We start from the raw sequence: 13,671 nt of genomic DNA, 5'->3' as shown, positions 1-13,671 counted from the left end.
AGATGTGTATAAGAGACAGGCCCTGGACCGGCCGACCGCCCCCGGTGTCACCGCCCGCCGACCCGCCGCGCGACTGATGCCCCTCCGCGGTCCGGGCCACGTTCCCGCTGCCGCTCCGGCCGCGACGGCGCCTGCCGGACCGGCCGGAGCCACTCCCGCCGCCCTGCGCGCCACCGTTCCCCCCGGGCCGGGACGCCGTCGTCGTCCCCTGCCCCTGACCGCTCACCGTCACCTGCTCCACGAGCGGCGCCATCTCTCCGACCAGGGCTGTCACCGTCGCATCCCCCGGAGCCACGTCCTGCGGCCGCGCGGTGATCTTCGCCTTGCGGGTCAGGACACGCATGTCGCCGCGCTGCTCCGGCAGCATCACGGTGACGACGTCGCCGCCCGAGCCGGCTCGCGCCGTACGCCCCGAGCGGTGCAGGTAGGCCTTGTGCTCGGCGGGCGGATCGACGTGCACCACCAGCTCGACGTCGTCGACATGAATGCCGCGGGCCGCGATGTCGGTCGCGACCAGCACCTTCACCGCTCCCGACGTGAACGCGGCGAGGTTGCGCTCGCGCGCGCCCTGCCCGAGGTTTCCGTGCAGGTCCACGGCGGGTACGCCCGCCGTCGTGAGCTGCCGGGCAAGCTTCTTCGCCTGGTGCTTGGTCCGGGTGAACAGGACCCGGCGGCCCGTGCCGCGCGCGAGCTGGTGCACCACCTCCTTCTTCGCGTCGCGGTCGGCGACGGCGAGGATGTGGTGCGTCATCAGCGGCGGCGGCGCTGCGGCCTCGTCCACCGAGTGGGTCACGGGCTGCTTCAGGTAACGCTTGACGAGGACGTCGACGCCGTTGTCCAGCGTGGCGGAGAACAGGAGCCGCTGGCCGTCCTGCGGTGTCCGGTCGAGGATGCGCTTCACGCCGGGCAGGAAACCGAGGTCGGCCATGTGGTCCGCCTCGTCCAGCACCGTGACCTCGATCTGGTCGAGCTTCAGCACTCCCTGCCCCAGGAGGTCCTCGAGCCGTCCCGGACACGCGACGACGACGTCCACGCCCGCGGCCAGCGCCTGAACCTGCTTGTTCTGGGAGACGCCACCGAAGATCGTCGTCGTCCGCAGACCCATGGAGCGCGCCACGGGTGCGAGCGTCGCGTCGATCTGGTTCGCGAGCTCTCGGGTGGGGCAGAGGATCAGCCCTCGCGGCGCCCTGCGGGCACCCGACGAACGCGAGTGGCCTCCCTCGCCGATACCGCTGTCACGCCTCGCGGCGAGACGCGCGACGAGCGGCAGTGCGAACGCGAGCGTCTTCCCGGAGCCGGTACGACCGCGGCCGAGGACGTCACGACCCGCGAGGGAGTCCGGGACCGAAGCGGCCTGGATCGGAAACGGGCTGGTGATGCCACGCTCGGCGAGCGATCGGACCACGGGATCGGGCAGGCCGAGTTCGGCGAAGGTAGTCACAGGGGGGCGGGGCCTCTCGGGCTCGTTACTGGCTTCCGCCGCGGAGCAACACGTGGGGAACCTCACGACGCCGGGCTCGCGGGTTCGCGTCGCCCTCGGTGGGAAAGTGTCTCACGTTCTTGTGGTTCCATGGCCCGCATGACGGACTTCCTCGCGCAAGCTGGCGCTGTGCTCGGCACCATCTGGACCGCCGCGATCACGCCGGTGGACGCTCCCCCGTCCGTTCTGGTCCTGGCCATGTGCGGCCTCGCGCTGGCGGTCGTGCTGTTCCGGCCGACCTGGCGCCTGACCCGGCACGTCATCACGATCGCGCACGAAGCCGCACACGCGCTCGCCGCACTCCTGACCGGCCGGAAGCTCGAAGGCATCCGGCTGCACTCCGACACGTCCGGCGTCACGGTCTCGCGCGGCCGGGCACGCGGGTTCGGCATGGTCGTGACCGCGTTCGCCGGGTACGTGGGACCGGGCGTGATCGGGCTCGGGGCCGCCTGGCTGCTGCGGGAGGGCTACGCGGTCGGGCTGCTGTGGCTGATCGTCCTGCTGCTGGCGCTGCTCCTGGTGCAGATCAGGAACCTGTTCGGGCTGTGGTCGGTGCTGGTCAGCGGGACCCTGCTCGTCTTCGTCTCGTGGTGGCTGCCACCGGAGGCTCAGATGGGTACCGCCTACGCGGTGACCTGGTTCCTGCTCTTCGGCGCCGTGCGGCCCGTGCTGGAGCTCCAGGTGCAGCGTGCACGCGGACGAGCGCAGTCGTCGGATGCCGATCAGCTCGCGGGGCTCACCCACGTGCCGGGCATCTTGTGGGTGGGGCTCTTCCTCCTGGTGACGGGTGGCTCCGTGCTGCTGGGTGGTGGATGGATCCTCGCAGCGGCGGTGTGAACCGGCCGGATGCGCCTCCGCCGGGCCGCGCCCGTGCCGGACGCCGAACCGCGACCTGGCCGAGGGCCGAGGTCGCGGTTCGGGACGTTCTCCCAGTCGCAGGCCACGCGCGCGGGTGCGAGCACCCGCCCGCGTGGCCCCTGACGTGTTACGCCTGGACGAGCACGAAGCCCGGGCCATCGGCGTCGGGCTGGATGTCCAGCGTGAGGTCGTCGAGGGCGACGGAGGCCGCCTGGTCGACGAAGACGTGCGTGGTATCGGACTGGGCAACCACCTGGTCCTGGGCCTCAGGAGCCTGGACGAGCGCGAGCTCGAAGTTGCCCGGCTGGCCCGCTGCCTCCGCAATGCGCAGGCCGCCCTCGGCCGGGACCTGGTTCTCCTGAACCAGCCCCTCGACCGCAGTACGGGCGTTGTCGGTCACGGTGAGCACAGGAGCTCCTCTCGTCGGTTCTCGTGACGCGTTCCACCGAATCAAGGTGCGCCCGACACCGCAAGCGCGAAACGCCCAAGTGAGACATCTTCCACGGACCAATCCTGCGACCGCTCCGCCGATGCCCCTCAGCGGCCGGAACTCGGCTCCGCCGCGCCGCGCAGGGTGAAATTGTGCGGCCGCCCTTGCCGACCTGGGTAGGCTGGGACGTCGCGTGCCCGTCGGCACGCGGTGTGACGGCCTTGCCGACACACGGGCCGCTAGCTCAATTGGCAGAGCTACGGACTTTTAATCCGCAGGTTCTGGGTTCGAGTCCCAGGCGGCCCACCAGTCGGCCCACGGCCGACCGATCGCCCCCTACGATCGACTGCGTGCGATCGTTCGAGGACCCGACCTTTGCGCCACGACCGATGTGGCCCGAGCTGGAGCGCCTCATCGGACGCTGCCCGGTTCCGGTCGATCAGGTTCCTCTGGACACTCAGACGGCCCGACACACCCTGGAGCACCTGCAGGTCTCGACGGAGACGGCGCTCGGCGCGTTCGTCGCCCACAGCGGCGGGTTGTGGGTCGACCACGGCTGGCTGCGCATCTACGGCAGCCCGTCACGGCAGGAACCCACCCGCCTTCCCGGCCTCGCCACGATGAACTGGTTCCCGCGAGACGCCGCGGAGCCCTCGCCGGTGCACGGGCTCGTCGTCGGGCACGACGTGCTGGGTGGCGCCTACGTCCTGAACGGCCACCAGCCGGAGGCCGACGGCCGGCCGGGACAGCCCGGCGAGATGCTCTACTTCGCACCGGACGCGCTCCGATGGGAAGAACTCGGGGCAAGCTACGCCGACTGGCTGGCCTGGGTCCTCGACGACGGTCTGCGAGACTTCTCCGCCGGGCTGCGCTGGCAGGGCTGGGAGAGTGAGGTCTCAGACCTGACGGGAGACCTGGGCATCAACCTGTTCCCGCCGCTGTGGTCCGAGGAGGCTCATACGGATCTGGGCGCGACCACTCGCACCGCCGTACCTCTGTCGGAGCTCGTGGACATCGCCCGCGAGACCGCGGAACAGCTGAACGGCGGCGGTGTCGGGTCGCTGGGCAGGTTCGAGGGCAGCCCGTGAGCCCTGCCGCGGTGAACCTTCGGTGGCAGATCCGTGTGTCGGGTGATGAAGCGGCGCAGAACAGCGTGTTCCCCTGTGGGTATCGGATGGCAACGGCGCTCTCGCGCGCCGCGGGCCGGTAGGTTGCGGCAAGGCGCTCCGTGCGCCCGTCGTCGGTCTGGCCCACTACTTCGGGGAGATTCCCGTGACGCCTGTCGACCTTGTTCTCCTGCTGATCCTGCTCGCCGCCCTCGGCGCGGGGCTGAGCCGGGGGCTTCTGGCCACGCTCGGCGGTCTCGTCGGCCTGATCGCGGGCGGCCTCGCGGCGTTCTGGGCCGTCCCGGCGGTCAATGACCTGCTACCGACGTCCCAGTGGCGCGGGCCGGTGGCCGTCGCCGTGGCGATCCTGCTCCCGGTGGTGGGTGCCTCTCTCGGATCCGGGCTGGGGCACGATCTGCGACGCGGGGTGGACCGCACCGCGCTGCGCCCCCTCGAACGCCTTCTCGGTGGGGTGGCGAACGTCGTCGTCGCGGCCCTCGCGCTCTCGTTCGTCGGCACCGCGATCAGCGCCACGGGCACGCCGGTCGTGGCCTCGGCGTTGTCGTCCTCAGCGGTGCTGCGCACCATCGAGGACCTGACGCCGCCGTCGGTCGGCCGCCCGCTCGCCGAGATGCGCTCCATGGTGCTCGACGACGGCCTTCCCCGGCTGAACCTCCTGATCGTCCCGCGACAGGCGCCTGTCGTGCCCGCCGTCGACCTCGACAACGCGAAACTGGAGGCCTCGGCACGGTCTGTCGCCCGGATCTCGGGCATCGCCTATGCGTGCGGGAAGAGCTCGACCGGGTCGGGCTTCGTCGTCGCCCCCGACCGGGTCGTGACGAACGCGCACGTGGTGGCCGGCGTGGGCAGGCCGGTGGTCGAGCTTCCGGCGAGCCCGGCCCGTGAGGGGCGTGTGGTCTACTTCGACCCGTCCGACGACCTCGCCGTGATCGCCGTCGACCACTTGGACGCCGATCCGCTCGACATCGCGCCGACGCTCTCGCGAGGTGATCACGCCGTCGTGCAGGGCTATCCGTTCGGCGGCCCGTTCACCTCGACGGGTGCCGGCGTGCTCGGGGTGGACACCGTCCGCGTTCCCGACGTCTACGGCGCGGACGCGACGGGGCGCGAGATCTACTCCCTGGCGGCGGCGGTGCGCCCGGGCAACTCGGGCGGGCCGCTCCTGACGACCGGTGGGCAGGTGGCGGGAGTCGTCTTCGCGCGCGCCGAGTCCGAGTCGGACATCGGGTACGCGATGACCAGCACCGAGTTGCTGCCGGTCGCGGCCCAGGCCACAGAGCTGACCGAGGCGGTGTCGCCCGGCCGGTGCGCCGCCTGACCGCCCGTGTACGCGGGTGCCGGGGGACCATCGCACCCCTGACGGGGACTTTCGCCTCTGCCCGCGGACGTCACGCGTGCGATGTGCTGTCGTGGTGGTCATCTGTCAGCTCCGTGGTCATGACACCCCCGCGTCCGAGGCGGTCACCGTCGACCGGCACGGCCGCCTGGCCCGACGGTTCCCGCGGACCCGACCACCGGGGACGGATCGCACCGGGGCAGGCACGCTCGCGAGCAGGCGGCCATGAGCGCGCCCACGACGACCGGTGTGCGTGGCGGGTTCCGCCTGGAGGGCGTGCACAAGGTCTACGGGACCGGCGAGGCCGCCGTACACGCGCTGCGCGACATCAACCTGGAGATCCCCCCGGGCGAGCTGGTCGCGGTGCTGGGCGCGAGCGGGTCGGGCAAGACCACGCTCCTGAACGTCATCGGCGGCATCGAGTCCGCCGACAGCGGCTCGATCGAGGTCGCCGGGGTACGGATCTCGCATCGGCGGCCGAGTTCGCTGGGCCGGTTCCGGCGCGACCACGTCGGCTTCGTCTTCCAGTTCTTCAACCTGATCCCGAGCCTCACCGCGGCGGAGAACGTGGCGGTGATGATCGAGCTGACCGGGCGCGGAGACCGTCGCGACGTCCCGCGTCTCCTGGACGCGGTCGGGTTGTCGGACCGGGCCGGCCATTTCCCGGCACAGCTGTCCGGGGGACAGCAGCAGCGGGTATCCATCGCGCGGGCGCTGGCCACCGACCCGGACCTGCTGCTGGCCGATGAACCGACGGGCGCGCTGGACGTCGCCACGGGACGGACCGTGCTGGAGCTGCTGCAGGACACCAGCCGGGCCGGACGCGGGGTGGTGATGGTGACGCACAACGAGGTGGTCTCGACGATCGCCGACCGCGTGGTCCGCACCAGCGACGGCCGCATTACCTCGGTGACCCGCAACGACAGTCCTGCCGACGCCGCTGCCATCCGGTGGTGAGGACGATGCCGGTGACGTCGCGTCGCGTCATGCACCGCAAGGTGCTGCGCGACCTGCGCCGGCGCCTGCCGCAGGCTGCCGCCATCGCCTTGACGACGCTGCTGGGCGTGCTGCTGTTCGTCGCCAGCTACGACTCGTTCCGCAACCTGTCGGTGTCGTACCAGCAGACCTACGAGCGCCTGCACTTCGCCGACCTCACCGCCGACGGCGGAGATCCCGCCTCGATCGCGCAGGCGGTCCGCGACGCCGACGGCGTCGCGCGGGTATCGGTACGCACCCAGGCCGACGTCCCGATGACGATCGCCGGGACCAAGCTGGTCGGCAGGGTGTCGGGGCTGGCCCCGGACGAACGGCAGCGGGTCGATGACATCGATCTCGTGTCTGGCTCGATGCCCGATCACACGCAACCGCGCGAGGTCGTGCTCGAGAAGCACGCCGCCGACACGTTCGGGCTCGGCGCCGGCAGCGCCGTCCGAGTGTTCGACGGCGAATCCTGGCACGAGCTGAGGGTCACCGGCGTGGCACGGTCGCCGGAGTACCTGTGGCCGGCCCGCGACCGTCAGGACGTCCTCAGCGACCCCCACTCCTTCGCCGTGCTCTTCGTCCCGCAGGACAACGCTGCGGCGCTGACGGGGTCGCCCGGCCCGAACGAGACCCTGGTCGAGATGTCCGGGCAGGCGACGACGGACGAACGCGACCAGGTGGCAGGGCTGCTCCGGTCCGCCGGCGCGCTGCACGTGCAGCCCCGCGCCGACCAGGCGTCCAACGCGGCCCTGCACGAGGACCTCGCGGGGTTCTCGGAGATGTCCGTCGCGTTCCCCGCCTTGTTCCTCACCGCCGCGGCCATCGCCGAGTACGTCCTGCTGACCCGGCTGGTACGCGCGGAACGCCCGGTCATCGGAACCCTGCTCGCCATGGGTGCACGCCGGGGAGCCATCGTGCGCCACTACACGTGGTACGGCGTCGTCATCGCCGGGGTCGGCTCGCTGGCCGGCGTGCTGCTGGGCGCACTGGGCACGTCGGCGGTCACCATCGCCTACACCTCGGCTCTGCACATCCCGGACACCGTGGTCGACCATCGGGTCCTCACCGCGGTCGTCGGTTTCGCCCTGGGTGTCGGCATCGGGCTCCTCGGCGCGCTGGCGCCCGCGATCACGGCCGTGACGACGGCCCCCGCGGAAGCGATGCGCGGCGACGGATCCCGGACGGTGCGGGCGGGAGCGGTGGCCCGCCTGTCCACCCGCTGGACCGCCGTGCCGGTCACCGTGCGGATGGCGGTGCGGTCGCTGGTACGGTCGCCGCGTCGTACCGCGGCGACGATGACCGGTACCGTGCTCGCGCTCGTCCTGATGCTCGCGTCGGCAGGCATGATCACGAGCATGGTCCACCTGCTGGACGTGCAGTTCGGTGAGGTGGACCGCACGGATGCCACGTTGCAGGTCGACCCGGGCGCCACGGATGTGGGCGAGCGGCTGCGCGCGACGCCGGGTGTGGCCGCCGTCGAGCCAGGGATGCTGGCCCCGGCCGTCGTCGCCGCCGGTGACAAGTCCTACGACACGGTGCTGGCGGGGATGGAGCCCGACACCACGATGCACGGGTTCCGGACGCCCGGCGGCGCCTACCGGGACCTTCCCTCCGAGGGAATCCTGGCGGGCGACGCGCTGGTGGGTGAGCTCGGGATCGAGGCGGGCGACACCGTCACCGTGACACCCGCCTCCGGCAGTCCTACCCAGGTCCGCGTGGCGGGGTTCGTCCACGAGCCCCTGGGCACCTACCTGTACGCCACCGACGAGACCGCCGGATCGATCGCGCCGCTGCACGCCGTCAGCTACGCGCTGCGCTTCTCCGACACGGTGAGCGAGGACCGGATGCGCGCGACGATCAGCAGCATTCCCGGGGTCCTGTCCTACACCGACACCCGCGCGCTGCTGCGCCAGGCCGATCAGTACCTCGCCCTGTTCTGGGTGTTCGTCGGCGTGATGCTCGGGTTGGGCGCGGTGCTCGCGTTCACCGTCATCTACGTGACCATGACGGTGAACTTCGCCGAACGGAGCACGGAACTGGCGACCTTGCGCGCGGCGGGCGTGCCGATCCGCCGGCTGACGACTGCCCTGGCCGCCGAGAACCTCGCCGCGACCGTCCTGGCGCTGCCGGTCGGTCTCGCCGCGGGAGCGGTGGCGGCCTGGGCGTTCCTCCGGTCGTTCAGCAACGACATGTTCAGCCTGGACCTCTCTCTGGGATGGGTCCCCCTCACGCTGGCCGCGGTCTCGGTCGTCGCCGCGGCCGCGCTGTCCCAGTTGCCCGCCGCACGGCTGCTGCGACGCATCGACATCGCCCGGATCGTCCGCGAACGCGCTCAGTGACGGCCGCCTCCGATCCTCGGGGCCTCACGCCGTCGCAGGGCCGGGGCGATGCCACGCCGGCCGGCAAAGGCTCCACGGGCGGCTCCGGCCCGCGGCGGCGGCGTGCCGAAAGATCGTGAGGTGTCCGGCGACGGACAGCTCGAGGTGGATCAGCGTGCGGATCAGGTCCACGTCCGGGCTGAACACGGCGGTAACGATCGCGCGGCGTGCCGGAGAACGTTCCAGCGGAGCAGTTGAACGCCCGCGGAAGTTTCCCGGAACTCCGTGGGCGTTCGCCCGATTCGCGACTCATGCCGACCTATCGTGAGGAGAAGTCCGCAGATCGGAGCACGACATGGCCCTCCTGGAACGCCCGGCCGCCCCGGCGCGGGTCTTCGCCGTCGGCAGCAGCTCCACGTCGCTCGGCACGGCGTCGAACCGCACCACCGCACCCGGCACGACCGCCAGCTCCCCGGCACGCAGGCCCGCGGCTCGCAGGCGGGTACCGCGCTGGACACCGCTGGTCTGGCTCGCCCTGCTGGCCGACCATCGGCGACACGCACGGCTCGCGACCCGGCCGGTGGCCGCCTCTGCCGTCGGGCCCGTACCGGGCCGGAATCCCGGACACGCCGGCTCCACCGCCGGTGTCACGCCCGGGACCGGCGAGGCTCCGGCCCCACCTCCCGCTACGCTCGGGCGCATGACTCGCCCCGCCGTCGTCGCGCACCGAGGCAACTCGTCCGTCGCGCCGCAGAACACGCTGGCTGCGATCGAGGCAGCGTGCCGGGCAGGTGCTGACGCGGTCGAGATCGACCTGCAGCGCACCGCGGACGGCGCCGCCGTCGTCATTCATGACGACGCCGTCGACGACACCACCGACGGCCACGGGGCGGTCGCCGAGCTGCGGCTCGACCAGGTCCGGGCCCTCGACGCGGGGAGCCGGTTCGGACCGGCCTACGCGGGACAACGGATTCCCCTGCTGTCCGAGGTCCTCGAGATCCTGGCGCGCCATCCGGACACACACCTCCTGCTAGAGCTGAAGAACGTCTGGAGCCCGGCAGAGGTCCGTGACGTGACGACGGCGATCGACGACGCCGGGCTGTCCGGACGGGTGCTCGTCCAGTCGTTCTGGCCCGACACGGTCGCAGCGGCCCGCGATGTCGCCCCGCATCTGGAACGGGGGCTCCTGCTCGCCTACGAGCCGCCGGAGGCCCTCGATGTGTGCGCGAGCCTCGAGGTGGTCGCGTGCAACCCGTCCGCGGAGATGGTGCGGCGCGATCCGGGGCTCGTCACCCGCCTGCACCGCGCCGGACTGCGGGTCATGGTCTGGACGGAGAACGAGCCCGCGGGCTGGTCGCGGTTGTGCGAGGTCGACGACGGCGCGGGCGTGGACGCCATCATCACCGACCGCCCCGACCGTCTCCTGGGCTGGTTCTCCCGCTGACCCCCGTGGCGCACGGGCGGGCCCGGACCTGACCGCCTGGCCCGGGAGCGGCGTGCACCGTCCCGGGGCCGCTACCGGTCCCGCACCGCGAGGACGAGCTCGACCAGGCGGACGAGGTCGGGCGTGGCGCGATCCTCCGGGACGGTCGCCTCGTGGCCGCCGCAGGCGACCTGATAGGTGAACGCGTCCGGCCTGCCGGGCTGCCCCGTCCCGGCGTCCGCCTGCCGCGCGAGCAGCGCGATGTCGACGCGGCGCACCAGGGCCAGGGCCTCGCGGGCGCGCGGGTCGTCACGGTCCAGGTCGAGGGAGCTGGTCGCGGTCATCCCCGCGAGGCCTCCGCTCCGGCGGACCCGCACGACACCTGCCGGCTGCCCGGTCCCCGACGGCTCCCCCGGCCCCCCGGACTCCTGGTCGGTTCCCGGGCCGGTCGACGGCCGGTCCCGCCTGGTGTCCTCCCGGCGACCGGCATCCTCGCCGACCGGGACGCCGACCGACCGCCAGGCTCCGCGGACGACCTCCGCGTGCGCGCCGGCGACGGCCAGGGTCGCGGCCGCGAACCCGGCGAAGTCGGTGGCCGGCCCGGCCGTGAGGAGCGCCTCGTACCAGATCCTTCCCGCCCCTTCGGCGGACGAACCGCCGATCCCGGTCGCGGCCAGGTAGAACGCCCGGTTGGGGATGCCGGAGTTGAGGTGCACGCCACCGTTGTCGTCGGTCGTGTCGATGTAGTCGTCCAGGTGGGCGGGCTGCGGATCCCTGCCGAGCACCGGGTCGTCGTACGCGGTGCCCGGCTGCGACATCGACCGCAGCGCGGCGCCACGCACGGCGTCGGTGAAGAGCCCTTCGCCGATCAGCCAGTCGGCCTCCATCGCGTCCTGCCCGAGGACGCGCTGCTTGAGGCAGGAGCCGAAGACGTCCGACATCGACTCGTTGAGCGCACCGGACTGCCCCTGGTACACGAGGCCCGCGGTGCGCTCGGTGACCGCGTGGCCGAGCTCGTGGGCCAGGATGTCGACGGCGATCGTGAACCGGTTGAAGATCCGCCCGTCTCCGTCGCCGAACACGAGCTGGGTGCCGTCCCAGAAGGCGTTCTGGTAGTCCTGGCCGAAGTGCACGGTGGCGCTGACGCGAGCCCCGGCGTCGTCGTACGACGTGCGGCCGAAGACCTCCGAGAGCATGACGAGCGTGGCCCGGACGCCCTCCCAGGCCTCGTCGACGGTGATGTCGCCGGACGGGGCCGCGTCGTCCTCGTCCCGCACCGGCGTTCCCGGTAGCGTGCGGGTGTTGGCGGCGCTGTGGACGGTCCAGGTGAGCCGGGCCTCCTCCGGCGGCCCGGGGGCCGGCTCGGGTTCGGCCGCCTGCGGGCGCGTCCCGCGCGCGCTGCGCCCTTCCCGGAATCCCGCGTCCAGGTCCAGCGTGCGGCGGCAGGTGTCGCCGACGTCGGCGTCGGCCAGCAGTCCGGAGGAGGCGGCCTCGGCCACCCTCTGAAGAAGATACGGCGGGACAAATCCGGAACGACTCATAAGTCTCAATCAACCATGCTGGACTCCGACGCGCCAGGGACACGGCCGCCGGCTGCGACCGGCTCGGGGAGCCCGCCCGCCGCGTCGGCCTCGAACCGGGTGCGGGGGAGCGCGCCCACGGCCTCGCGCTGCACCCAGAGGATGATCTGCTCGCGCACGTGACAGCGGAGGTTCCACAGGTCGTCCCCGTCCCGCGCGCTGATGCAGGCCCGGACCCGGATGGTGCCTCCGGTGGCGTCGGTGACCTGGAGGCTCTGCACCCGGCCGTCCCAGAGCGTCGTCCCGGAGACGATCCGTCCCAGCTCGGCGCGCAGGGCTTCGAGCGGGGTCCGGAAGTCGAGGTCGAACTCGACGGTCCCGAGCAGTTCCGCGGACGTGCGCGTCCAGTTCTCGTACGGCTGCTGCGTGAAGTACGTGCACGGCAGGATCAGCCGGCGGTCGTCCCAGATGTTCACCACCACATACGCGAGCGTGATGTCCTCGATCCGCCCCCACTCCCCTTCGACCACCACGACGTCCCCGACGTGGATGCGGTTGGTGAAGGCGACCTGGATCCCGGCGAACACGTTACCGAGCGAACTCTGGGCGGCGAGCGCCGCCACGATGGACACCAGTCCGGCCGACGCGAGCAGGCTCGTACCCACGGTGCGGGCGCCGTCGAAGGTCATCATGATGCCCGCGAGGGCGAGGACGCCCAGGACGCCGACGGTGATCCGCCGCAGCATCATGACCTGGGTGCGCAGTTTGCGAGCCTGGCGCCAGTCGGTGACGTCGCGGCGGATGCGCGCGTAGGCGCTGTTCTCCGCGACGAAGGCGAGGTTGCCGACGAGCCAGGCCCCGGTGACGATGACGGCGGGGACCACGAGGTGCTGCGCCACGGGGAACCACTCCGCGTTGGCGTAGCCCGACATGTTCAGCGCGATCCAGGCGGCGACCACCAGGAAGGTGGCGCGGACGGGGTTGCGCAGGCGCTGGGCGATCTCGCGCGCGATCTCGCTGCGCCGCCCCAGGCGTCTGACCAGCCAGGCCAGGACGGCCGTCAGGAGGTAGGCGACGACGACGGCCCCGACCATCCATGCGACCGTCTCGAGCAATCCGGACGCGCCCTGTACTGCCTGTTGTTCTGGCATGGTCCTACTGTGGCGCGCCGAGCGCATAATGCGCAAAGCCCCACAGCGCGACTTATCGGCTGTGCAGCCAGCCGTGCAGGCGCCAGGTCACCCACGGGAGCACCCAGTAGGCCATGATCGGCGTCAGGATCAGCGTGGAGACCAGCACGCGCAGCACGAGCGGAATTCCGGCCCACCCGGGAACGAACTGGCTGGACAGCCAGGTGAAGAGCAGGTTGACCGGGAAGAACCCGAGCCAGATGCTCGTCGCCTGCTTCCAGCGGGGCGGCGCGGGAACGGCGTCGTCGGCCCGGACCGGTTCGTCGAACCAGCCCTCGATCCCGGTCCGGCGCTCGATCCGGCGCTCCTCCACGAGTCCCGCGCCACGTGCAAGCCAGACGCCGCGCTCCTCGGACCGTTCCCAGGCGTCGAGCCGCGCCTCGTCGGCGAACCGGTAGAGCATGAACCAGTCGCTCGAGCCTTCGGCGGCCCGGACCCATCCGGACCCGAGGAACCCGTCCCAGCGGTTGGCGAGGTTCACGCCCTCCTGCACCCAGCGCGTCACCTCCGGCACGTTCTCGGGGCTCACGACGCGGTGGATCGACACGGTCACCGGCACGGTCGGGGCTTGGTTCATGACAAGCAGTGAACGACGAGGACGGTCCACACGGCCCGGCGGAACACCTCACCGGGAGACCGCGTCTCAGGATTCGGACGGGTGTGGCTCGCGTCACCGCGGCCAAAGGCCTCTGAGCTGTGGTCAGACCTGAGACGCAGTCCACATTCGGCCCGTCGAGCTACCACCTCTGTCCCAACCTTCACGCCGATACCACCGAACGCCTACTGACTCTGTGAACAAGGTCGCACCGAAACGGCGTTACCTGACCGCAACCATCCCCCACCATGGATTGGTCGCCGACGCCGGCGCGGGCCCCCAAGGCCCGCCGTGCGAGCCACCCGGGCCGCACGACGACCCGGCCCAGCTACGGGACTCCGCCCGGCCAACGAACGGTCGCGTGAGTCCGGACGACGACAAGCTGTGGACCTCGTCCCATGACGAGTGCACGC

Annotated in this window: 11 protein-coding genes and 1 tRNA gene; 7 read left to right on the top strand and 5 right to left on the bottom strand. The window is 71.8% G+C overall.

Annotated elements, in window-relative coordinates:
* Window positions 1–1,441, bottom strand: a 1,441-nt coding sequence (locus HGK34_RS15395) for a DEAD/DEAH box helicase (protein ID WP_307815989.1), incomplete at its 3' end; no start/stop codon positions are given.
* 138 nt (window positions 1,442–1,579) lie between these two features.
* On the opposite strand from HGK34_RS15395, the gene HGK34_RS15390 reads away from it, so the two are divergent.
* Window positions 1,580–2,317 carry a M50 family metallopeptidase gene (locus HGK34_RS15390; protein WP_307815988.1) on the top strand — a complete coding sequence of 246 codons (738 nt, stop codon included), beginning with the start codon at window positions 1,580–1,582 and terminating at the stop codon, window positions 2,315–2,317.
* A 148-nt stretch (window positions 2,318–2,465) separates the two neighbouring features.
* Here HGK34_RS15390 and HGK34_RS15385 read toward each other — a convergent pair whose 3' ends face one another.
* Entirely contained in the window at window positions 2,466–2,747 is a 282-nt protein-coding gene (locus HGK34_RS15385; RefSeq protein ID WP_201848973.1) for an iron-sulfur cluster biosynthesis family protein, read from the bottom strand.
* Between the two features lie 254 nt (window positions 2,748–3,001).
* On the opposite strand from HGK34_RS15385, the gene HGK34_RS15380 reads away from it, so the two are divergent.
* The 6 genes from HGK34_RS15380 (at window position 3,002) to HGK34_RS15355 (ending at window position 9,974) form a co-directional block, all read left to right on the top strand.
* Window positions 3,002–3,077, top strand: a tRNA-Lys gene (locus HGK34_RS15380).
* Between the two features lie 41 nt (window positions 3,078–3,118).
* Window positions 3,119–3,856 carry a DUF2625 family protein gene (locus HGK34_RS15375; protein ID WP_201848970.1) on the top strand — a complete coding sequence of 246 codons (738 nt, stop codon included), beginning with the start codon at window positions 3,119–3,121 and terminating at the stop codon, window positions 3,854–3,856.
* Window positions 3,857–4,040: 184 nt separating this feature from the next.
* Window positions 4,041–5,213 carry a MarP family serine protease gene (locus HGK34_RS15370; RefSeq protein ID WP_201848968.1) on the top strand — a complete coding sequence of 391 codons (1,173 nt, stop codon included), beginning with the start codon at window positions 4,041–4,043 and terminating at the stop codon, window positions 5,211–5,213.
* A 243-nt stretch (window positions 5,214–5,456) separates the two neighbouring features.
* The gene (locus HGK34_RS15365) at window positions 5,457–6,188 is read left to right on the top strand and encodes an ABC transporter ATP-binding protein (RefSeq protein WP_201848960.1); all 732 of its coding nucleotides are present in this window, start codon (window positions 5,457–5,459) and stop codon (window positions 6,186–6,188) included.
* 11 nt (window positions 6,189–6,199) lie between these two features.
* The gene (locus HGK34_RS23590; protein ID WP_201848958.1) at window positions 6,200–8,551 is read left to right on the top strand and encodes an ABC transporter permease; all 2,352 of its coding nucleotides are present in this window, start codon (window positions 6,200–6,202) and stop codon (window positions 8,549–8,551) included.
* Window positions 8,552–8,885: 334 nt separating this feature from the next.
* Window positions 8,886–9,974 (top strand): glycerophosphodiester phosphodiesterase, encoded by a 1,089-nt coding sequence (locus tag HGK34_RS15355; protein WP_244666803.1) that lies wholly within the window; start codon window positions 8,886–8,888, stop codon window positions 9,972–9,974.
* Between the two features lie 71 nt (window positions 9,975–10,045).
* On the opposite strand, the gene HGK34_RS15350 is transcribed toward HGK34_RS15355, so the two are convergent.
* From HGK34_RS15350 to HGK34_RS15340, 3 genes are read right to left on the bottom strand one after another with little or no spacing between them, the layout of a single operon-like run.
* Window positions 10,046–11,452, bottom strand: coding sequence for a protealysin inhibitor emfourin (locus HGK34_RS15350; RefSeq protein WP_307815986.1), 1,407 nt, complete (start codon window positions 11,450–11,452; stop codon window positions 10,046–10,048).
* A 47-nt stretch (window positions 11,453–11,499) separates the two neighbouring features.
* Entirely contained in the window at window positions 11,500–12,624 is a 1,125-nt protein-coding gene (locus HGK34_RS15345; RefSeq protein WP_201848954.1) for a mechanosensitive ion channel family protein, read from the bottom strand.
* Between the two features lie 52 nt (window positions 12,625–12,676).
* Entirely contained in the window at window positions 12,677–13,240 is a 564-nt protein-coding gene (locus tag HGK34_RS15340; protein ID WP_201848944.1) for an antibiotic biosynthesis monooxygenase, read from the bottom strand.
* Between the last annotated feature and the right edge of the window lie 431 nt (window positions 13,241–13,671).

The organism is Myceligenerans indicum (assembly GCF_016742955.1).
Lineage (GTDB): Bacteria > Actinomycetota > Actinomycetes > Actinomycetales > Cellulomonadaceae > Myceligenerans > Myceligenerans indicum.
This window is presented reverse-complemented; position numbering and strand designations above follow the sequence as displayed.